This is a genomic window from Spirosoma pomorum (assembly GCF_054776615.1).
This window is the reverse complement of record NZ_BAAHBP010000002.1, coordinates 320,582-341,785: the sequence shown is the minus strand read 5'-3', so window position 1 is coordinate 341,785 and position 21,204 is coordinate 320,582. Positions and strand designations below refer to the sequence as shown.

Sequence of the window (21,204 nt, the reverse complement as noted above, 5' to 3'; positions counted from 1 at the left end):
TGGGTTAGAACGAGAGTTGAATACCACCGGTCAACAGGCGGAGCGGGGGCAGGGCCGTGCCGACCGTTTCGGGGTCCAGCCCATTGTAGTTGGTGAAGGTCAGCAGGTTATTACCCTGTACGTAGACCCGGCAGGTTTTCAGCTTTGCCCGCTCAATCCAGCCGGTTGGCAACGTGTACGAGAGCGATAGCGTTTTTAGCCGAATAAACGATGCATCGACCACGAGCGCGTCGGAGTTGGCGTAGTTGCTGTAAGCGGTGTACGCTGCGCCGAAGCCCTGGGTAGGTCGTGGAACACTGGCATTCGGATTGTCGGCCCGCCAGTAATCGGCTACACCCGCGTCGAAGTTGTTGAGCGAACCGGGGGTTGTAAACGAGTATGTAGCGCGGTAACTTTTAGCTTGTTGCTTAACGGCCTGGAAGAAGATGTTCAGCTCCCAGCCTTTGTAGCGTAAGCTGTTATTGATACCCCCGTAGGCCGTGGGTAGCGGACGGGGAAAACTGTTAATAATGGCGACGCGGTCATTGGCAAATGAGATGACGCCGTCATTATTAATATCCTGTACCGTCGCGAGTCCCGTTTGCGGATTGATACCCGTAAAGCGATAGCCACGCCCCACAGGCACCGGCTGACCAATTACGTACTGATTGCGATACGATGACGATTCGAGACCAGGAAAGTCGACCAGTGCACTTTTCGCGAACGTCAGGTTAGCCGAGGTCGTCCAGTTGAGCGTGGCCGTGCGAATATTGGTCGTATTTAATTCTAACTCCAGCCCTTTATTCTCAACCAGCGCCGGAAAATTAGTTGGATAGCCCGAAAACCCGGTCTGCGAGGGCAGTACATAATTGACCAGCTGATTGCCGGTGCGGTTCTGATAGTAGCCCGCCGTCAGCAGAATCCGATCATCAATAAAGCCCAGTTCGACAGCCGCTTCGAGTTTGCGGACCCGCTCCCAGCTATAATTGGGGTTAACCAGACTGGTTGGGTACAGGCCCGGCTGTCCCTGATAACTGTAGAAGGTTGAACTGTACGTTGACAGGTACTGGTAATCGCCGATCTGATCGTTGCCCGTAACCCCATAGCTGCCCCGTAGTTTACCGTACGACAGAAAGGGAACTACATTCTTTACGAACGATTCCTGCCCAAACAACCAGGCGACACCCACGGCGCCAAAGTTGCCGAAGCGATTGTTAGGGCCAAAGCGGCTGGAACCGTCGCGTCGAAACGTACCATTGATAATGTATTTCTCCGACAGATTATAGTTTAACCGTCCGAATACCGACTGGTACTTGTACTCCGCGTAGCGGGTGTTGGTGACCGTGATAGTACCCGCAGCAGCAATTGACCCCAGTAGGGCGTCATTGGTGTAGTTACTGGCACTTAACCACTGTGATGTACTCAAATTGCTCTGCCAGGTACCGCCCACCAGAGCCTGCAATCGGCCTGGGCCAAGTTTTACGTTGTAATCGGCCTGGGGTTCAATGATGTAGTTTTCTGTCGCGCTGTTAGCGAAGTACGAGTAGCCACGGGGAGAGAAATTGGGGTTCTGCGACGCGGCTGATACCTTTTCCAGTTGATCAAGCGAGATGCGTGTGTAACCCAGACTGGCTTTCAGATTCAGCCCTGGAATGACACGGTATTGGAGCACGGCATTGCTGACCAGATTGTTGGTTGTCCCGTCATTAGGCCGCTGCGTGTAAGCATACGGGTTCGTAATTCCCCCGCCCCAGTACAACGAGCCGTCGGCGTTGTAAGCCGGGTAGTTGGGGGGTAAGTTGATTGACAAGGCTAAATCCGTTGGGATCAGATTGGTTTTAGTCGAAGAATAGTTGCCTGAAAACGTCAGCCGAAACCGATCGTTGGTCGAGTTATGATCAAGGTTGAAGTGCGCGCTGGCCCGCTGCTGCCCAAAGCTGCCTGGGTATACCGTACCTTCCTTGCGAAAGGTGCCGCCTAGTAAAAAGCGCGTGCCTGCATTACCCCCTGAAATCGACGCCTGTGCTTCGGTTACGTGAGCTGTACCGCCGATCAGTTCTTTCTGCCAATTAGTGTAGGCCGTTGTATCCCAGGTAAGCAGGTCTGGTGCGTTGCTGACGGTAGGCGTAACCCCATCGTTGATGAAAGCCTGCCGCCGTAGTTGCAGGTACTGTTGTGTATTAAGCATAGGCATTGTTCGCGTTACCTTACCAGCACCCGTGTACACGTTGAGGTCGACTGTTGTGCGACCCGCCTTACCTTTCTTGGTAGTAATCAGTACAACGCCATTGGCCCCGCGCGAGCCGTAGATTGCCGTTGCGTCGGCGTCTTTCAGAATGTCAATGCTAGCGATATCGGCGGGGTTGATGCTGTTCAGCGGGCTTTGGTTAACGTCACCAGTTGCACCAAACACGCCAAACTGATTGAGTGAGTTGGGAGCCTGGTTTGCCGATGCACCTTGCTGCGGAGATCCAACAGTAAACGGTACGCCATCGATGATATACAGCGGAATCCGGCCACTGGTAACCGAATTAATCCCCCGAATCTGTACATCGACCGTTGAGCCGGGAATTCCGCTGGGGCTGTTCACAACGACTCCGGCCGCCCGGCCTGCCAGCGATTGCAGCGGGTTGGAATTGGGTTGCTGGGCTAGGATATCGCTACCCACGGAGGCTACCGACCCGGTCAGGTTTCGGCGGGTCGAGGTACCGTAACCGATGACAACGGTTTCGTTTAGCGTATTGTCCGATGGTTGAAGAGCAACGTCGATTACGCTTTCCCGGGCTACCACGATCGATTGGGTGATGTAGCCAATAAAACTGAACTTGAGCGTAACGCCTTCGGGAACACTCATTCGGTACCGACCCATTTCGTCGGTTACGGCTCCCATCGGCGTCCCCCCCGCGATAATGTTGACGCCTGGTAACCCATCACCAGTATTGGCATCGGTCACGCGTCCGCTAACAGTAACCTCCGTCTGGACTGTCCGGCTAGTTGGCTGACGGGTATTAATGGGGGAGGCCGCGCTCTTTTTCAGGATGATATAGTTCCGGCGCAGGCTGTAGTCGATCTGCAACGGTCTGAGTAAACGGTCAAGCAGGCCGCTCAGCTTTTCGTCGCGGGCGTCGACTGAGACGCGCTGTTGCTGGACCAGCGAGGGTACGTAGGTAAACGTAGCGCCGGTTGCTTTTTCGATGGCCCGAAGCGCGTCGGGCAGCGGTTGGTTCTGCACCGATAGCGTAATGGTTCGATCGAGCAGCGTCTGAGCCAGTCCATCGTAGGCCAGCGCCGAGCTAGCGAGCCAGATAATACACAAGGCCGGTAGAATGGTTAATCGCATAAATGAATGGGTAAGTAATCGGCGGGGTAGCGCTTTTTGCATACTTTTGGTCGTGTTGTTTTGGTGATACAGGGCAATACGAAGACTGCCATCCCTGTAAGGGATGTTCCGATGGTCGCACATCGTGACAAGCATGGCAGCCAGGTTCCGGGCTGGTCGTGGTCGCAACACGCCCGACCCGTTTTTTTAATGGATTATGATTGGTTATCTATTTGTTAATAAGGGGTTTGAGTGAGCGGTCGACGTAAGGGACACGGAAGGAAAACGGGTGGTGTCTACTGGGCGCAGCCCTTTCCGGTAATGACAATCTGCGCTTCGATTACCTCGTAACGCGCGCCGATTGTCTCGCAGATAATGTCTAGTTTGTCGAGTAAGGGCTCATCAGCCAGGGGAGCTGTCACAACGCACTGCCGCATCTGGTCAGTGTCGAAAACGATAGGAATACCATAGGCTTCTTCAAGGGTATCAAATACTTGCGCCACTGGGGTCTCCGCGAAGTTGAACCGGGCGATACTAACGGAATGCTGCATGATGGGCTCGGCGACGATGGATTTTCGCATCTGTTCGCGGGCGGGCTCAAAGACGACCTGCTGATTCGGCGTGATGACGACCGTACGGGGCTGATAGGCAGCCTGGCGTTGCGCCCGTGCCCACTCGGATTCGGGGAGTACCGATACTCGGCCCGACAAGACGCTCACAGTTACCCGGCTGTTATCTTCGGGAGCCTGTACCGTAAATCGCGTTCCCAGTACCCGGGTGACTGACCCGTTGGCGTGGACCAGAAACGGCTGCTCAGGGTTACGTGCGATGTCGAAGGTGGCCGTCCCCGTCAAGTAGACTTCTCGTTTGTCCGCAGTAAACTGTTCGGGGTAACGTAACTCACTACCGGCTGTTAACCGGACCGTACTGCCATCCGCTAATCGGATGGTTTGGGCGGTCGAGCCGCTGCTAGTCAGTCCCGCTGGCGTTATTAGTTGATGGGCAACCGATTGTGGCCTTAATTGCCACCAGTAGCCTGCTCCTAACATCAGTACCAGTGTTACGCTGGCCGCTGCTACCCAGGTCAGGCGCGACCGGAGCGACCGGACAACGGTTGCCGGGCGATCGAGATGCTGCCGCGTGACCGCAATAATCTGCTGAATATCGGCGTCGGAAAGGGGCCGATCGTTGACCCGAAGCGCCAGCACAACTTCGCGGGCGTGGAGTAGGGTGTCGGCCTGATCAGGATGCTCAGCCAGCCAGGTATGCCACTGTTCAGCCAGTTCCGGAGTGGGCCGAAGGACCCACTGCCGAAACGGATCGTGCCAGATCAGTTCCTCCAGTGTAAATAGGTTTGGGTCGCTCGGGGACGGTTGCATAAAATTGCGTGCTCGTTACTAGCGATACCCGAGAAAGGATAATTGATACTGTCTTCCGGCAAACTTTTTTTCTGAGTTTACGAAAAAAAGCAAAATAAGCTGGACGTTATTCAGTCGAAGGCCATTGGCCCCGTAGCTTGCGCAGAGCTTCCTGCAGCAGGTTCGATACCGATTGTGGCGCAATCTGCATGGTGTCGGCGATCTGATCTCGGTCGAGATCCTGAAAATATTTAAGGTAGATCACCTCCTTCTGGCGCGCAGGCAGCGTGTCCAGGAGGTGCTGCATCTGCCGGGCTGTGGTACGAGCCTGCTCCGAATGAATCAGGCTTTCTTCGATTGTATAATCTGCCGCAAAATCAGGCTGTGTAGCCAGATCCGCCCGAAGCTGCTGCATCTGCCAGACACGATGAATGCGCCGACGAATAGCCACCAGCAAATAAGGTTTCACCAGCACATCGGTGCGTAATGTATGTCGACGTTCCCATAGATCGAGAAACAAATCCTGAATGCAATCTTTGATCAGATCATCGTCGTTGGAAAACTTCGTGCCGTAATGGAATAACTCTTTGAAGAATAACCGCATCAACCCATCCAGCGCCAGTTCATCCCCATCGATCAGGCGGAGCCAGAGCGTAGTATCATCGGTGGAAGTAGGTTTGCGAAAAAAAGGCATGCCGTGGGCTGGGGTAATTAACCCAATCAGCAAGATAGCCAATGCAGGCTACTAACGCAACCGATACCCCCGTACTGGTGATTTAGAACAACGATTGGCTAGCTAATCGACAGCGTTCAGTTTGCTCTTTTTCCGGCCATACGTAAAATAAATAGCCAGTCCGATGCCCAGCCAGATCACCAGCCGCAACCACGTATCGGCGGGCAGGGACAGCATCATTACCAGACAGGTAAGAATACCCAGAATGGGAACAACGGGTACCCAGGGTGTTCGGAAGGAGCGGGGTGCGTCGGGCTGCGTTCGGCGCAGGATCAGCACGCCCAGGCAAACCATTACGAACGCGAGTAACGTACCAATACTGGTCATTTCGCCGACGACCTGAATGGGAACAAACCCGGCAAACAGGCCGATGAATACGCACAGCAGCATGTTCGATTTCCAGGGCGTACGAAAACGGGGATGCACTTCGGAGAAAGCGCTGGGTAGCAGGCCGTCGCGGCTCATGGAGAAAAATACCCGCGACTGCCCCAGCAGATCAACCAGAATCACGGACGTGTAGCCGATCAGAATGGCACCGATAATGAGTTGTCCCAGCCAGCGGTAGGGTGTTTTGTCGATGGCGATTGCTACCGGGGCCGCGCTGTCTTTGAACTCCGTATAATTGGCCATGCCCGTCATGACGTAGCCGAACAGCACAAACAAAACGGTGCAGACAACCAGCGAGCCCAGAATACCAATGGGCATGTCACGTTGTGGTTGCTTGGCTTCCTGTGCCAGGGTCGCCACGATGTCGAAGCCGATAAATACAAAAAAGACAACCCCCGCTCCCCGCAGAACGCCACTCCAGCCGAACTCCCCGAACGTACCGGTATTAGCGGGAATGTAGGGTTGATAGTTTGCCGGATCAATGTATTGCCAGCCCAAGGCGATAAAGACCAGCACGACCAGTACTTTGAGAATCACGACGATAGCGTTGAACAGGGCCGAGCCTGACGTGCCCCGAATGATAATGGCCGTGATGGACACGACAATCAAAACAGCGGGCAGGTTGATGTAGCCTGATACAATCGCGCCATCGGCTGCTGTAGCCGTTTCGAAGGGCGACAGCGTCAGCTGGGGTGGGAGATGAAGACCATAATAGCTGAGAAAACGATTCAGATATTGCGACCAGCTAATGGCCACCGTAGCCGCGCCCACTGAATACTCCAGCACGAGATCCCAGCCGATGATCCAGGCAAATAACTCGCCCAGTGTTGCGTACGCATACGTGTAGGCGCTGCCCGAAACCGGAACGAGGGCCGCAAATTCGGCGTAGCAGAGTGCACTGAAAGCACAACCAACGGCAGCCACAATAAACGAGAGCGTTACGGCTGGCCCGGCATGGTTGGCGGCCGCAATACCGGTGAGCGAAAATAAGCCAGCGCCAATGATCACTCCAATGCCGATCGCGACGAGATTGAAGGCACCCAGCGACCGTTTCAGGGTATTCTCGCCACTCTGGGCAGCCTCCTGCCGCAGCAGGTCTAGTGATTTAATACGCATACGGATAAACGAACCTGATCGTCTGCCACACTCCTGGTGACAAACAACCCGTAAAACTTACGCGAAGATAGCCCAAGGGTTTATCTGGTGCTACAGTAATCGCCGGACTGGCCGCGAAGGTTTTTGGCCAGGTTATTGAAGTGAGTAAGGTTAATTAGAAAGTTACCTTTGTTGATCAGTGGTCAACTAAATCGATCTGGAGTTAATGAAAAGAACAGTTTTAATCATCTTATTGCTCGGAACCATAACGTCAGTTGTCAATGCGCAAACCGAGCAGGGACGCTGGATGGTCGGTGCGCAGGTGGGGAATATTGCGTACCAGACCCGTTCCGCAAGCAGTTATTTCTCCGCAAGCATAGCCCCATCGGTGGGCTTCTTTGTGGCTGATAACCTGCTGGTTGGTACAGGCATTCCTTTAAGTCTATCAATGAGCAGATACGACCTGGGTAGCAATGTTGAAACTCGCTCTATCAGCTATGGACTATCGCCATTCGTTAATTATTTTTTCGGCAATGGAGAGATAAAACCTTACGCGGGAATTGCTCTGGGCTACAGCCGAACGAACGATATAAGGAAACAGACCTATCCGGGTGCTGTCAGTTCCGAAACAACCCAGAACAATAGTCTCATCACCATTGCCCCAACGGTAGGAGCGGCTTACTTCATAACGGATAACGTAGCGTTGAATGCCGGGCTCAACTACAATATTCAATCCTACCGGGGTGAAGCCATTGATCTGAGTAACCAGCCTGAAGACTACACCACGAACTGGAAATCTTTATCGTTGACCGTAGGTTTTCAGCTCTTTTTCGGGTACTAATCCTGTTACGTCTGGGCAGTAGCTGTCGGTTTCTGTAATCGGCGGGCCATGGCTTGAGCGATGATACTAGCGATGATGAGTTGCAGCGCGTGATACATCATAATGGGCAGGAGTGCTACCCCCGCTACGGTTGGTGGAAACAGTACGTTCGCCATCACACTGCCCTGCACCAGCGATTTCTTGGAACCGCAGAACAAGGCGGTAATTCGGTCCTCCCGGCTGAAACCAAGTAAACGGCTGAAAAAAGTAATCAGTCCAAAGACCAGGAAGAACAAAGCAAGCAGAATTGCCGCCAACACCAGCAGATCATTGACCGAATAACCTGCGAACAGGTTCCGGGTGAACGATTCGCAGAAGGACGTGTAAACAATCAACAGAATCGTAATCTGGTCAAAATAGCGTAATGGGGTCTTGTGGCGTTCGGCAAACCAGCCTAGCTTCCGATTCAAGAGCAACCCCAGGATAACCGGTACAATTACCTGGATGGATAGCTTCATGATAACACCGGCCAGATCGTACTGACTGTTGCTGCCCGTCAGAACGACACTCATCCACAAAGGCGTAATAAAAACGCCAATCAGACTAGAAATACTGGCGTTAAAAATGGCTGCCGGGATATTCCCGCCGGCAATGGACACCATAACAACCGACGACGACACGGTTGAAGGCAGGGCCGCTACGTAAAATAGTCCGAGCCAGAGTAGGGCCGTATCCGGCGTCATGAACAGGGAGCGGGCGCCCAGCACAATGGCCGGAAACAAGATGAACGTCGTTATGTGAATGAGCAGATGAAGGCGGTGATTCTGCAGGCCTGCCTTAAGCTGGCCGAAGTCGAGCCGGAGACCGTAGAAGAAAAAAATAAAGGAAACGCCGTACGTAGCCAGCGTCGACAGGCTAAAAAAGCCCTCCTGGATACCTGGTTCCGGCCAGATCTTTGCTAGACCGATCATCGCCAGCAGCGCCAGAATAAACCAGTCGAGGCCAACGCGGGCCAGCAAAGCAGGTAACGAAGTTTTTGCCATAAGGACGTAACGGGGTAACGGCCTTTTTCGTTTTATTGACTGACCATATCCTCTGACCTACTAACCCACCTGTATGCGCACTAACATCACTACTCATTTACGCAAACACATTGCTTCTGTCCTCATTCTGCTTGCTTCCTACGTAACGGCGCAGGGGCAGGACACTACGCTGCTGTACCGGCTGACGGGGCCGGGTATAACGCAGCCATCGTATCTATATGGCACGTTTCACCTGCTGTGCCCCAACGATTTACAGATAACCCCCGCCATCGAAAAGGCCATGCAGGGAGCCCAGCAGGTGTATCTGGAGCTGGACCTCGACGACCCCGCTATGATGGCACAGATGCAGAAATCGATGTTCATGACCGGGGGCAAAACCACAAAAGATTTACTGTCGGCCGAGGATTACGCTTTGCTGGACAACTATCTCAAAAAAAATATTCAGATTGGCTTGGCGCAAGTAGGGGGGCTGAAACCCATCGGGCTGTTATCGCTCATGTACATGAGCATGCTTAGCTGCCAGCCAGCCTCCTACGACATGACATTTGCCCAGATGGCAGGGAAGGACAAGAAAGAAGTTCTTGGGCTGGAAACGATTGACGAGCAACTGGCCGCTCTTGACAAAATTCCGCTCGAAGAACAACTGAAAGGGCTGGTTGATATGGCCAAAAAGCCAGACGAGGCCAAGGCCGAATTTGCGCAGTTTCTAAATGTCTACAAAACTCATGATATCGCCAAGTTAACGGCGACGATGAAAGAAAGCAAGTTCGATGCGGGCATGAACGAATACGAAAACAGCCTGCTGCGGGACCGCAACCTGCGCTGGATTCCGGTTATTGAGAAAGCTGCTCAGAACAAGCCAACGTTTTTCGCCTTTGGCGCCGGCCACCTGGGCGGGGAGCAGGGCGTCCTGACGCTGTTACGTAAAAAAGGCTATACCATAACGCCGGTACATTAGGATTACTTTTTGAATGCCAGGGCTTTGACGGGCTGAATGCGGTTGATGATCAGGGTAGGCAGCCAAAGCACCACCGCAATCAGTAATATGGCCGCGCCGTTGAGGCTCAGGATCGTTGGCCAGTCCCAGACGATGGGTACGTAATTCATGAAATAATTTTTAGGATCGAGGGGGATCAGTTTAAAACGGTCCTGGATAAAGCACAGGCCTAAGCCTACCACGTCGCCGATCAGCAGGCCCCAACCAACCATATTGAGACCAACAAAGACGAACATGCGCCGGATCAGCTGGTTGGTGCCGCCCAGCGCCTTCAGCAGGCCAATCATGGGCGTGCGTTCCATCATCAGTACCAGCAGTACCGACACCATGTTGAACGAAGCCACGAACGTAATAAGTCCCAGCAGAATTTCCATGTTCCGGTCCAGCAGGATCATCCAATCGAACAGCGGGCGGTACTGATCCGTAACGGTGGTCAGTCGCATGTTCGAATCCAGCCGGTCGAACAAGGTTCGGCGCATTGACGCCAGTTGACTGAAATTATCGATAAAAACTTCGTAGCTGCCCACCGAATCGGCGCTCCACCGGTTCAGGCGCTGAATGAGTCGAATATCGCCCAGGGCGATGGTTTTGTCCACTTCCTCCAGGCCCGTTTCGTAAATGCCGACGACAGTCATTTTCCGGGCGCGCGGTGGGTTGCTTAGGAAATATAAGGGTACGGTTTCGCCGACTTTCAATTGCAACTGACTGGCCATGTACTGACTGATCAGAATCTGGGTTGACGCCGTATCCGCGCCCACCGTTGGCACCGTTCCGACCACCAGCGACTCCCGGAGTAGCGTCCAGTCGTAGTCAGAGCCAACGCCTTTGAGAACCACGCCGGACAATTCGTCTTTCGTCTTTAAAATGCCTGCTTTGATTGCAATCGCCTGAATGTGCCGAACGCCGGGAATTTTGTCCCGGTTTCGGTACAGTTCGCTGTCGAGCGAGAGGGGAGCCTCGGCGTAGGAGAGGTTGTTACTGAATTTGGTTACCTGCAGATGCGCCCCGAACAAAAAGATCTTCTGCTGAATCGTATTCTTGAAACCAAACAGCACCGCAAAGGCAACCAGCAGAATACCTAAACCCAGGGCAATGCTGACAATTCCGACGCGGGTAACCGTAGCCGAGAAGCTGCCTTCGGGGGCGTGTCGTACTTTGCGGGCGAGAAAAAGGGGGACGTTCAACGTAATAATCAGTTTGCTTAGTCAACGAACAGAAGCCTAAAAGCGTTGGGAAAACGGGTGATTTTTAGGCGAAAGCAGCCTCATTCTAACCGGCGGTTTTGTTCGGCGGTGTAAAAGTAAGATTTTTGCGGAAGGTGCTCTCAACATACACTCATGACTTCAGTGCGGAAAGTTCTTTTCATCAGCCTTGTCTTCAGTATTGCTTCGAGTTGGTTTGGTACCAGCTGGGCGCAGGGCAGTAAATCGACCCAGGCTTTGGTTGAGCCCGGTGCCTGGCAAACTGATCTCTACCTGCCCGCGCTGAAAGGTAAACGGGTGGGCATGATTGTGAACCAGACATCGACGCTTAACAAGCGGCACCTTGTTGACACCCTCTCGTCGCTGGGTGTATCCATCAACACTATTTTTTCCCCCGAACACGGCTTTCGGGGGCAGGCCAGCGCGGGCGAGAAAGTGGCCAGCAGCCGTGATCCGCAGACGGGCATCAGTATCGTCTCGCTGTACGGGAAAAACTATAAGCCAACCGCTGCTCAGCTCGACTCACTCGACGTGCTGGTGTTTGATATTCAGGATGTTGGTACACGCTTTTACACCTACATCAGCACCCTGCATTACGTCATGGAAGCCTGCGCTGAAGTGGGCAAACCGCTGATCGTGCTCGACCGGCCGAACCCAAATGGGCACTACATCGACGGACCCGTGCTGGACCCGAAGTTTAAGTCGTTCGTGGGGATGCATCCCATCCCAATCGTACATGGGCTGACTATCGGTGAACTGGCCCGGATGATCAACGGCGAAAACTGGCTCGGGGGTGGTAAGGTTACTCAGCTCACGGTTATCCCCGTCAAACGCTACACGCATCAGACACCGTACACAATCCCCATTCCGCCGTCGCCAAATCTGCCCAACCAGCAGGCGATTCTGCTCTATCCGTCGTTGTGTCTGTTCGAAGGAACCGTTGTCAGCGTAGGCCGGGGAACCGACAAGCAGTTTCAGGTGATTGGTTCGCCCAATCCCAAAAATGGGCCCTACCAGTTTACACCCGTCGACAAAGCAGGAGCTATCAACCCACCCCAGGAAGGAAAACTCTGTTACGGTCTGGATTTGTCGGGCATTGATGCCTATAAGCTGGGCTTCTCATTAAAATACATTATTGACTTTTACCAGAAAGCGCCCGATAAAAACAAATACTTTCTGGGCACGAACTTCCTCGACAAACTCTACGGTAGCGACCAGCTGCGGCTACAACTGGAAGCCGGTGTACCCGAAAGCAAGATTCGGCAGAGCTGGCAACCGGCCCTGAGTGCGTACAAAACGATGCGGAAAAAGTACCTGTTGTACCCCTAAGTCGCCAGAACGAACGTTACAGGATAGAGAGTTAGTAATTAGTCGGGGGGTGGGGAGCTTGTGAAGGGATTTCTTGTTGGTTTATTGGTCGGAATCAGTTTGTGGCCGGGCTCGATTCGGGCGCAGGTAATGGCAACGCTTGATCAGTGGCCCGCTCGCTTGCAATTATACCCCCGCGATCAGAATAGCCAGTGCATTGTCCCAATTACCGGTCGAGTGACAGACCGGTCAGCCATTGGTGTATCGCTCCTGGTAACGCGCAATCAACAGCCGTATCGCTACACGTACGTTCGGGTCGATTCCGCAACCGGACAATTCGCCTTTCAGCCTGTCATTAAAGCCGAGCCAAGCGAATATGGGTTTCTGCTGGTTGGCCACCGGGCCGATGGTGACTCCGTACGTATTGCCGTCCGCGACAGCATCGTTTGCGGGGATGCTTTTCTGATCATGGGGCAGTCGAACGCGGTTGGTCGTTTTGAGGGGTACCGGAATGAGTTCTGTCGTACGTTCGGCGTCAACAGGGGAAATCGCGCCTACGATCCTGCCGATACAAGCTGGTGTCTGAGCAATACGACAGAAGGAGACAATGCGCTATGGGGCGTCGAACTGCAACGATTGATTCTGGAACAGCAGGGTATTCCGACGGCTATAATTAACGGAGCGGCCGGGTCAACAGCCATCTACGACCATACCAATCGCGGTGGAAGTGATCTAGGCAATCTGTACGGACGGCTCTTGTACCGGGCTCGTAAGGCGGGAATTTCCAATCAGGTAAAGGCTATGGTCTGGCGACAGGGGGAAGCCGAAGCGGCCGGGAATGCCGATCAGTACGCTCAATTGTTTCCGCAGCTGTACAATTATTGGAAACAGGATTACCCTGGTATAAAGCGAGTCTATCATACGCAGTTGAATTTGCTGACGGATGAGATTATCAAAGCGGGGGCTATCCGCGATTTCCAGCGTCGCTCGGGGAGTATCTTCGGTGATAATGTTCCCATCGCTACCGTGGGTTTACCCGCTTATCAGGGCTTGCACTACGGGGAAGCTGCCTATCGTCAGTTCGGCGCTGAGCTGTATCGACTGGTCGCCCGTGATTTTTACGGTGCAGCCGACACCAGTAACATTCAGTCGCCCAACGTACAGCGTATTTTCTACGGGACGCCCGAGCAGGATGAGATCGTGGTCGACTTTGAGCCGGGACAAGTGATGCGCTGGCCTGCCGATACAACCGTAACGAATTCCGCTAATGGACACCGGTATAGTTTAAGTTTACGGGACCTGATCTACACCAATTATCCCTACGGCGAAACAGGACTAGTGAAGAGCGTAACAGAAGAAGGGAATCGACTACGACTGAAGCTCAGCAAAGCGACCACAGGGCAAAATCTAACGTACCTGCCGTCGTATTACCGGGATGCCGAACTGGGCTATTTTGCCGGACCTACCATCAAAAATCGACGTGGAATGCGGGCTTTGACGTTTTATCAGGTGCCAATCGCACCTCCGTTGCCCGTTGCTGATCTACGCGCCATGCCAATCGATACCAGCGCTATTCAACTGGTCTGGAGCAACACAACCAGTAACACAACTCCCGTCGACGAGTGGATACTGGAACGCGCCGATAGTACGGGAACGTTTGTTCAGCTGGCTAAACTGCCCGGCTCTACGACTACCTATACCGATCCTAAAACAGAAATGTTACGTGTCGGACGAATTTACCAGTACCGGATTCGTTCATTTGGGAAACAAGCCGAAGCGAACTATTCGCCAGTAGCGACGGCGTCTATGCAACTCGTTCTCGGCGTTGAAGACGAAGCCGCCAGGCTAGTACGTCTGTACCCGAACCCAGTCCAGGATCAACTGTACGTGGATGTGCCGGAATCCTGGCAACGGGAACCCCTAAGCCTTACCGTACACAACAACGCGGGTCGTATGCTGCTGCAAATGACTGGCCGCTCACAGCGAGGACTTCTTACTGTGTCGGTGACCGATCTGCCTGCCGGGATGTATACCGTCCGTATCGAGGGGAAGTCAGGATCGGTTCAGCGTCGGTTAGTCATCAGCCATTGACGGGAAGGCCGATTACGTCTAAACGGACAAAGAAACCGAGCATAACGAAAAATGCTATAACTTTGCATTTTAGAGACCAATTCATGGCCACCGAACAAATTCTGATTCTGGATTTTGGTTCGCAGTACACGCAACTTATTGCCCGCCGGGTACGCGAACTGAACGTTTACTGCGAAATCCATCCCTATAATCACATTCCTACTATCAGCGCCGACGTAAAAGGCATCATCCTGTCTGGTAGTCCATCCTCCGTCCGTGATGCCGATTCGCCCGACGTGCATCTGGCCGCATTCCGCCATAAACTGCCCGTTTTAGGCGTATGCTATGGAGCTCAATTGCTGGCACATACCAGTGGGGGAGAAGTGAAGGCATCGGCCATTCGCGAGTACGGCCGGGCAAAGCTGGGAACCGTCAATAGCGAAAGTCCGCTGATGAAAGGCATCGACCAGCACTCACAGGTGTGGATGTCGCACGCCGACACAATCACGAGCGTTCCGGAGAATTTCCAGATCATTGCTTCAACCGATACCGTCCGGGTTGCTGCTTTTCAGGTTGAAGGTGAGCAAACGTATGGTATCCAGTTTCACCCGGAAGTGACGCATTCGCTACAGGGTAAGGCGTTGCTGCAAAACTTCGTAGTTGATATCTGCGGATGCGCCCAAGATTGGACAGCCGAGTCGTTCGTTGAAACAACCGTAGCGCAGTTGAGAGAAAAACTGGGCGATGATAAAGTCGTACTGGGTTTATCGGGTGGGGTTGACTCGTCGGTAGCCGCCATGCTGATTCACCAGGCTATTGGTAAGAACCTGTACTGTATTTTTGTTGATAACGGCGTCCTGCGAAAAGACGAGTTTTCGGGCGTTCTGGACTCGTACGAAACGTTGGGTCTGAACGTAAAAGGTGTCGATGCAAAAGACCAGTTTTATACCGCACTGGCTGGCTTGACCGATCCCGAGGCCAAACGAAAAGCCATTGGCAAAACCTTCATCGAGATATTCGATCAGGAGGCCCACCTGGTTGAGGACGTATCCTGGCTGGGGCAGGGGACTATCTACCCCGATATTATTGAATCGGTATCCGTAAAAGGACCGTCCGCCACGATCAAATCGCACCACAACGTTGGTGGCCTGCCTGACTTTATGAAGTTGAAAGTCGTTGAGCCGCTTAATACGCTGTTTAAAGACGAAGTTCGTGCTGTCGGCCGGACACTGGGGTTACCCGAAGCTATTTTGGGACGCCATCCGTTTCCCGGTCCTGGTTTGGCCATTCGAATCCTGGGCGATGTAACAGCGGAGAAGGTTGATATTTTGCAGCAGGTGGATGCCTTGTTCATTGATGGGCTCAAACGCGAAGGGCTGTACGATAAAGTATGGCAGGCGGGAGCCATGCTGCTGCCTGTACAATCGGTCGGCGTTATGGGCGATGAACGCACCTACGAACGGGTAGTTGCCTTGCGTGCCGTGACGAGCGTCGATGGTATGACCGCCGACTGGGCGCACCTGCCGTACGAATTCCTGGCCGATGTATCAAACGAGATCATCAACCGGGTAAAAGGCGTTAACCGGGTTGTCTACGATATATCGTCGAAGCCACCGGCTACAATCGAGTGGGAATAAATACGGTGTTGTCTGACTAAAAGACGAAGAGGGCGCTCCAGATTGGGGCGCCCTCTTCGCATGTATGAACTAGTTATTAATTTGCCAGACCTTGATCCGACAGCGACCGTCAATTGGTCAATTAAAAGTGCTACCAGCTGGGCCGGTCGCTGTTTTCATAACGTTGATAAGGTACTCTGATTTTTTATACAGACCATAAAGCTTACAGTCTGTACAAAGCACTAACTAAGCTTCAGCGCGTCTTCTGCCTTGTTGACACCACTTTTCGTCGCGTCAGCTACGTTGTCCACTGTATTGTTGTAATCCGTCTTCGCTTTTGCTTTGTCTGACTCGTAAGCCGACTTTGCTTCACTTTTATACTGATCAAGCTTTCCTTCAGCCTTGCCTTTCGTTTCATAAGCTTTCGCTTTTAGATCGTCAGCTTTCTCCTCGACACGACCCACCAAGTGATTGAATTGGTCTTGCAGTTCTGCGACGCCTTCATCCCACTGGTTTTTCAAGTCGCTTGCATCGTTTGCCAGTTTTTCGCGGGTTTCTTTGCCACTGCGTGGTGCCGTCAGATAACCGATAACTAGACCTGCTACGACACCTCTAATGAAACTTGCCATGATAGTGCTATTATAGTGTTGAGTTCTGCTATGTCTATTGTAAAAAATGTGCCAGGACTTTATTTTACGTATAGTTGGTTGAATAACAGTTACTTAGGGGCTTTTGTCGACTGTGGGTGTTGTTATAAATTGAGGAATAGCATCCACAATGATGAGTAACGTAGCCCCGAATTACACACCAGCAGTCGCTTGTAAAAGGTTAAGCAGATCACAACCATAAAATTCATTTTTTTTGATTTCTGATCGAAAAAGTGGATTTTCTTTAATCTTATTTTAACCTTTGTGCCCAGTTATACCATTGTATGCTACAAATTACTCCCCCCTGACGGTCTATCGTTAGCTGACCAGCTCTTTGTTAAGTAGGTCTACGGCTTCATTGCGAACGCCTGGGAGTTCCCCTTTTTCCATGTTTTTTATGGTTTGCACGATGCATTAGCCCGCTAATGCTCTTGCAATTGCTATGAGGTTTTATCCATTTTAGTCAACCAAATAGTTTATTATGAGTACTTCTCTGAAAAAAAATGTAAGCGTATTTAATCAGAACGTAAATGAAAACGGAGGCTTTCTGTACACCACGAATGCGCAGTTTTCGTCATTCGTCGCTAACAAGCGGATTTCTGACGAAATATTTAAATTTATAAAGCCAGGTTACAAGACGCTGGTTGATATTGGCTGTGGGGACGGTATGTACACCCATAACATCAAACAGAATTTTCCAAATCTGGAAGTGCATGGTTTCGATCCAGCGGATACGGCCATTCAAGTGGCGAAGAAGAAATATCCTGATGTGAATTTTAGCACCATCAACCTACTGGACGATGATCTGCCTGTTCCGGCAAAAAAATACGATGTGGGGGTTATCCGGGGCGTATTGCATCATCTATCTGATCAACAGAAAGCCATCGCCAATGCGTTTAAATTAACCGACAATCTGATCATCATGGAGCCCAATGGCAACAATCCTATCCTGAAGCTGATCGAGAAAACGTCGCAGTACCACATCGAACACGAAGAACAATCGTTTTTTTCCTGGAAGCTGAGAAGCTGGATTGAGCGGGCAGGTGGTAAGGTCGATGCCTGGAGTTACGTTGGTTACGTTCCGTTTTTCTTTCCTACTGCGCCAGCAAAGGTCATTTACTTTTTACAGCCATTTCTGGAGAAAATCCCCGGACTAAAGCATGTATTTTCGGCGCAGTTTATTATTGCCTGTTCTAAAGCTGACAAGAAATAAAGCGATTATTGAGTCGATTCCTTTATTAGCAGGTCCTGACCGATGGGGCAGGACCTGCTTTGCTAATCCAACTTGTGACCACATTGACATTAAAAACCACTCGCTTACTAGTGGGAATTATTATCCTGCTGGCCTTTGCTCTGCGATTATACCAGGCTGGTACGTACGGGCTGTACCTGGATGAAAAATACACGATTGTGATCTCGCAGGGGATTGCTATGGAAGGAGCCAATCAAATCGATGTCTTTTTTACGCCCGGTAAGCCTTACTTCACGCCAAGTGAGTTCTGGTCCGAAAAAACGATTCATGATTTTATTCGGGCTAACATTCAGGGAGACATTGGTAACAGTCCCAGTTATTACGCTGTATTATGGGCCTGGACCAAAGTATTCGGCTTAGGGGACTGGTCGCTTCGAATGCCATCTGTGCTCTTCAGCACGTTAGTGGTGTGGCTGGTCTTTGCCTTTGTCTCTCGCCATTTTGGCTCTCGGCGACTGGCCTTGTTGAGTGCATTTATTACGGCAGTTGAGCCGTTTTTCGTTGCCTATAGCCACATGGCCCGGAACTACTCCATGAGCTTTTTCCTGACGCTGCTGGCAACGCATCTGTTTCTGCTAATTCTTTACCGCCAACAAGAGGGAAGATCAACGGTCAAACTTGTGATAGGGTATGGACTGATCTTCGTGATAGCCCTGTTGTCTCATTACCTGACTGTAACGGTATTTCTTTGTCACGGTCTATACGCGCTGCTGTATGTCAGGCCACCACGTCGTTGGGTGCCGTTTTTACTGACAGCTGTCATTGGCGTAGGGATTGTGTCGCTCTGGTTCATCTTTGGCGGTGGAGCCTATACATTCAAGACCCTCGCCTATCAGGCGCAGCTCTACCGAAATATCGCGCTGACTGATCCTTACAACAGTGGGTTTGGGGTTGTACTTCCGGCTACGGTAATCAACGTCGTTCAGCGATCGTTACCGATCTGGGCTGATTTGTTCATCATCTCTAACGGCCTGGGGCAGACCGATGCGTTGGGAGTACGGTATCTGGCTTTAGCCCTGACACTGGGTCTAGCAGCCGTCTGGTTGCTGTACCGCTATCAACAGAGAAAGCCGTTGCCGATATGGGGTCAGTTGCTATATCCATTGCTACTGGTTGCGGCTCTGCCTTTTGTGCCTTTTACCAATTTGCAATACGTTGTTGTAGCAGCGATCCCTTCCTTTGTCTACGCACTTGTACTGGCGTTTCGGGAGCAGGTGGCACGAGGCCATCAACCCCTGCTGGTCTTTGTTGTCCTGCTGGCAGTAATACCCACGCTATTTCTGGTCATTATGTCATTTCGGAATGGACATACGTACGGTATTACGCAGCGGTACTCGGGCTTTTCATTTCCGTTTACGGCTATGCTGGTAGCAATGCTATTGCTGGAGATTACCAAATTACCAACCTTCTTTGCTATCGTGCTGAGCGTGGTACTATTGATACAGACGTACTTCGTTGTTCGGTTGCTGTATCATGTTTATCAGGACCGGGCACCGAAATACACTTATTTTGCTACGCCCCGTGGTCCCAATCCGTATTATCTGGCTGCTCAGAAGATCAAAGGAATGTATGCGCCCGGCGACACGGTGCTTTATCCTTCTCAGCGGCTTCATCCACGTGATGAAGTAGAAAAGACGTACTGGCCTTACTCCATTCAGGACGCTCAGCTGACGAATTTATATTTGCCTAAAGATGCCAAGTACTGGCAGCGTATGGATACGACAGAAACGGATAGAATTATCCTACGTAAGCGGGCTGGTCAGCAAATTATACTTTTCGACCTGGAAGGTAACAAACACCGGTACTAGATTTGACAATACGCCAAAACGGCTGCGGCCCACCAACACCGGTGGGCCGCAGCCGTTTTTAATAAGAGAGAAGGAACTATCGCTTCTCAGATATTACCTCTCTAATGTCGCTGATGATCTTTTCGGCCAGGTAGTCGGCGGTAGCCAGCGTACTTGACTCAGAGTAAATCCGGATGATAGGCTCGGTATTCGATTTCCGCAGATGTACCCACTCGTTGCCAAATTCAATCTTGACACCATCAACCGTGCTGATCGGATTACGAGCGTATTTCGACTGAATACGGCTAAGTACAGCATCAACGTCAATAGTTGGCGTTAATTCAATCTTGTTTTTGGAAATGTAATAGTTTGGGTACGTCCGTCGTAGCATGGAGGCTGATTTGCCCGATTTAGCCAAATGACTTAGGAACAGGGCAATACCGACTAAAGCATCGCGACCGTGGTGCAGGTCTGGGTAGATAATTCCCCCGTTGCCCTCGCCCCCAATAACCGCGTGCTGTTCGCGCATCATCTCAACGACATTGACTTCACCAACAGCCGAGGCAAAATGTTGACCGCCGTACTTTTGCGTTACGTCGCGGAGGGCCACCGTGCTGGACAGATTAGAAACCGTATTACCTACTTTACCACTTTTCAGCACGTAATCGGCCACTGCGACCAGGGTATATTCTTCACCAAAGGGCGAACCGTCCTCGCAGATTAGAGCAAGCCGGTCTACATCGGGGTCGACGACGATGCCCAGATCCGCCTGTCCTTTTTCCATTTCCTTGATGATATCGCGCAGATTTTCGGGCAGTGGCTCAGGATTGTGGGCAAAATTACCCGTTGGCTCGCAGTGGAGTCTGGTAATTTGCTCAACCCCCAAGGCGTTTAATAACATCGGTACAGCCAGTCCGCCGGTCGAATTGACAGCATCAACCACCACGCGGAAATTACGGGTGGCAATGGCCTCTTTACCAACCAAGGGCAGTGCCAGAATCTGATCAATGTGTTTCTGGAGCCAGGTGTCGTCAGCGCGGTACTTTCCTAATTTACGTATGTCCGCGAAAGAAACTGCCAGATCAGGGCTGGCGGTTGGGTCACCCATTGCTTCGGCAATGGCTAAAACCTGTTCACCATCCTGAGCTGAAATAAATTCACCTTTTTCATTCAGAAGTTTCAGGGCATTCCACTGAATGGGGTTGTGGCTGGCCGTCAGAATGATACCACCAGCCGCCTGCTCGCCTACGACAGCCAATTCGACTGTTGGCGTTGTGGACAGACCCAGATCGACCACATCAAGGCCTAACCCCTGCAACGTACCCACAACAAGCCGGGAAACCATTTCACCTGACAGACGGCCATCACGGCCAATAATGACCGTCGCTTGATTCGGATGACGCTGACGCAGCCATTGGCCGAAGGCAGCAGTGAATTTGATAATGTCTACAGGTGTTAGCCCATCTCCGCTGAGCCCCCCAATCGTTCCACGAATCCCGGAAATTGACTTAATTAATGCCACGTTATGGTTTACTAATGAGTAATCGGATCTGTTGCAAAGATAATCGGAGTTCGGGCTTCTCAACCAGTT

The 21,204-nt window shown here is 51.9% G+C and carries 15 protein-coding genes; 7 read left to right on the top strand and 8 right to left on the bottom strand.

The features are described 5' to 3' along the window. Nucleotides 1–4: 4 nt before the first annotated feature. The 4 genes from ACYVAD_RS07175 to ACYVAD_RS07160 form a co-directional block, all read right to left on the bottom strand. Nucleotides 5–3,319, bottom strand: coding sequence for a SusC/RagA family TonB-linked outer membrane protein (locus ACYVAD_RS07175; protein WP_461138801.1), 3,315 nt, complete (start codon nt 3,317–3,319; stop codon nt 5–7). A 275-nt stretch (nt 3,320–3,594) separates the two neighbouring features. After that, a complete protein-coding gene (locus ACYVAD_RS07170; RefSeq protein ID WP_461138800.1) occupies nt 3,595–4,677 on the bottom strand; it encodes a FecR family protein in 1,083 nt (360 codons plus the stop codon). A gap of 106 nt (nt 4,678–4,783) precedes the next feature. Next, nucleotides 4,784–5,350 (bottom strand): RNA polymerase sigma factor, encoded by a 567-nt coding sequence (locus ACYVAD_RS07165; protein WP_461138799.1) that lies wholly within the window; start codon nt 5,348–5,350, stop codon nt 4,784–4,786. A 102-nt stretch (nt 5,351–5,452) separates the two neighbouring features. Next, entirely contained in the window at nt 5,453–6,892 is a 1,440-nt protein-coding gene (locus tag ACYVAD_RS07160) for an amino acid permease (RefSeq protein WP_461138798.1), read from the bottom strand. Between the two features lie 205 nt (nt 6,893–7,097). Between ACYVAD_RS07160 and ACYVAD_RS07155 the strand changes: the two genes are divergently transcribed. Continuing rightward, nucleotides 7,098–7,712 (top strand): outer membrane beta-barrel protein, encoded by a 615-nt coding sequence (locus tag ACYVAD_RS07155; protein ID WP_461138797.1) that lies wholly within the window; start codon nt 7,098–7,100, stop codon nt 7,710–7,712. A 5-nt stretch (nt 7,713–7,717) separates the two neighbouring features. On the opposite strand, the gene ACYVAD_RS07150 is transcribed toward ACYVAD_RS07155, so the two are convergent. After that, on the bottom strand, nt 7,718–8,734 hold the full coding sequence (locus ACYVAD_RS07150; RefSeq protein WP_461138796.1) for a bile acid:sodium symporter family protein: 1,017 nt from the start codon (nt 8,732–8,734) through the stop codon (nt 7,718–7,720). Between the two features lie 73 nt (nt 8,735–8,807). Here ACYVAD_RS07150 and ACYVAD_RS07145 point away from each other — a divergent pair, with 73 nt between their 5' ends. After that, nucleotides 8,808–9,692 (top strand): TraB/GumN family protein, encoded by an 885-nt coding sequence (locus tag ACYVAD_RS07145; RefSeq protein WP_461138795.1) that lies wholly within the window; start codon nt 8,808–8,810, stop codon nt 9,690–9,692. A 2-nt stretch (nt 9,693–9,694) separates the two neighbouring features. Here ACYVAD_RS07145 and ACYVAD_RS07140 read toward each other — a convergent pair whose 3' ends face one another. After that, the gene (locus ACYVAD_RS07140; protein WP_461138794.1) at nt 9,695–10,915 is read right to left on the bottom strand and encodes an ABC transporter permease; all 1,221 of its coding nucleotides are present in this window, start codon (nt 10,913–10,915) and stop codon (nt 9,695–9,697) included. 153 nt (nt 10,916–11,068) lie between these two features. Between ACYVAD_RS07140 and ACYVAD_RS07135 the strand changes: the two genes are divergently transcribed. From ACYVAD_RS07135 to guaA, 3 genes are all read left to right on the top strand, one after another. Then, nucleotides 11,069–12,262, top strand: a complete 1,194-nt coding sequence (locus ACYVAD_RS07135; RefSeq protein ID WP_461138793.1) for an exo-beta-N-acetylmuramidase NamZ family protein — start codon at nt 11,069–11,071, stop codon at nt 12,260–12,262. Between the two features lie 60 nt (nt 12,263–12,322). Further along, complete coding sequence (locus tag ACYVAD_RS07130; RefSeq protein WP_461138792.1) at nt 12,323–14,332, top strand: T9SS type A sorting domain-containing protein; 2,010 nt, start codon at nt 12,323–12,325, stop codon at nt 14,330–14,332. Nucleotides 14,333–14,415: 83 nt separating this feature from the next. Then, a complete protein-coding gene (gene guaA, locus ACYVAD_RS07125; RefSeq protein WP_461138791.1) occupies nt 14,416–15,948 on the top strand; it encodes a glutamine-hydrolyzing GMP synthase in 1,533 nt (510 codons plus the stop codon). A gap of 221 nt (nt 15,949–16,169) precedes the next feature. Here the strand turns inward: guaA and ACYVAD_RS07120 are convergent, their stop codons facing one another. Continuing rightward, nucleotides 16,170–16,556 carry a YtxH domain-containing protein gene (locus tag ACYVAD_RS07120; RefSeq protein ID WP_461138790.1) on the bottom strand — a complete coding sequence of 129 codons (387 nt, stop codon included), beginning with the start codon at nt 16,554–16,556 and terminating at the stop codon, nt 16,170–16,172. A gap of 499 nt (nt 16,557–17,055) precedes the next feature. Between ACYVAD_RS07120 and ACYVAD_RS07115 the strand changes: the two genes are divergently transcribed. Together ACYVAD_RS07115 and ACYVAD_RS07110 are read left to right on the top strand one after the other, a co-directional pair. Next, nucleotides 17,056–17,787, top strand: coding sequence for a class I SAM-dependent methyltransferase (locus ACYVAD_RS07115; RefSeq protein ID WP_461138789.1), 732 nt, complete (start codon nt 17,056–17,058; stop codon nt 17,785–17,787). Nucleotides 17,788–17,861: 74 nt separating this feature from the next. After that, on the top strand, nt 17,862–19,634 hold the full coding sequence (locus ACYVAD_RS07110; RefSeq protein WP_461138788.1) for a glycosyltransferase family 39 protein: 1,773 nt from the start codon (nt 17,862–17,864) through the stop codon (nt 19,632–19,634). A gap of 76 nt (nt 19,635–19,710) precedes the next feature. On the opposite strand, the gene glmM is transcribed toward ACYVAD_RS07110, so the two are convergent. Beyond that, the gene (glmM, locus tag ACYVAD_RS07105) at nt 19,711–21,135 is read right to left on the bottom strand and encodes a phosphoglucosamine mutase (RefSeq protein ID WP_461138787.1); all 1,425 of its coding nucleotides are present in this window, start codon (nt 21,133–21,135) and stop codon (nt 19,711–19,713) included. Nucleotides 21,136–21,204: the final 69 nt, after the last annotated feature.

What these genes read in the sequence shown, in the direction of transcription:
- ACYVAD_RS07135 (WP_461138793.1), top strand. Translation starts at nt 11,069, where the DNA reads ATGACTTCAGTGCGGAAAGTTCTTTTCATCAGCCTTGTCTTCAGTATT.
- ACYVAD_RS07155 (WP_461138797.1), top strand. Translation starts at nt 7,098, where the DNA reads ATGAAAAGAACAGTTTTAATCATCTTATTGCTCGGAACCATAACGTCA.
- ACYVAD_RS07160 (WP_461138798.1), bottom strand. Translation starts at nt 6,892, where the DNA reads ATGCGTATTAAATCACTAGACCTGCTGCGGCAGGAGGCTGCCCAGAGT.
- ACYVAD_RS07115 (WP_461138789.1), top strand. Translation starts at nt 17,056, where the DNA reads ATGAGTACTTCTCTGAAAAAAAATGTAAGCGTATTTAATCAGAACGTA.
- ACYVAD_RS07175 (WP_461138801.1), bottom strand. Translation starts at nt 3,319, where the DNA reads ATGCGATTAACCATTCTACCGGCCTTGTGTATTATCTGGCTCGCTAGC.
- ACYVAD_RS07150 (WP_461138796.1), bottom strand. Translation starts at nt 8,734, where the DNA reads ATGGCAAAAACTTCGTTACCTGCTTTGCTGGCCCGCGTTGGCCTCGAC.
- ACYVAD_RS07145 (WP_461138795.1), top strand. Translation starts at nt 8,808, where the DNA reads ATGCGCACTAACATCACTACTCATTTACGCAAACACATTGCTTCTGTC.
- ACYVAD_RS07170 (WP_461138800.1), bottom strand. Translation starts at nt 4,677, where the DNA reads ATGCAACCGTCCCCGAGCGACCCAAACCTATTTACACTGGAGGAACTG.
- ACYVAD_RS07165 (WP_461138799.1), bottom strand. Translation starts at nt 5,350, where the DNA reads ATGCCTTTTTTTCGCAAACCTACTTCCACCGATGATACTACGCTCTGG.
- guaA (WP_461138791.1), top strand. Translation starts at nt 14,416, where the DNA reads ATGGCCACCGAACAAATTCTGATTCTGGATTTTGGTTCGCAGTACACG.
- ACYVAD_RS07120 (WP_461138790.1), bottom strand. Translation starts at nt 16,556, where the DNA reads ATGGCAAGTTTCATTAGAGGTGTCGTAGCAGGTCTAGTTATCGGTTAT.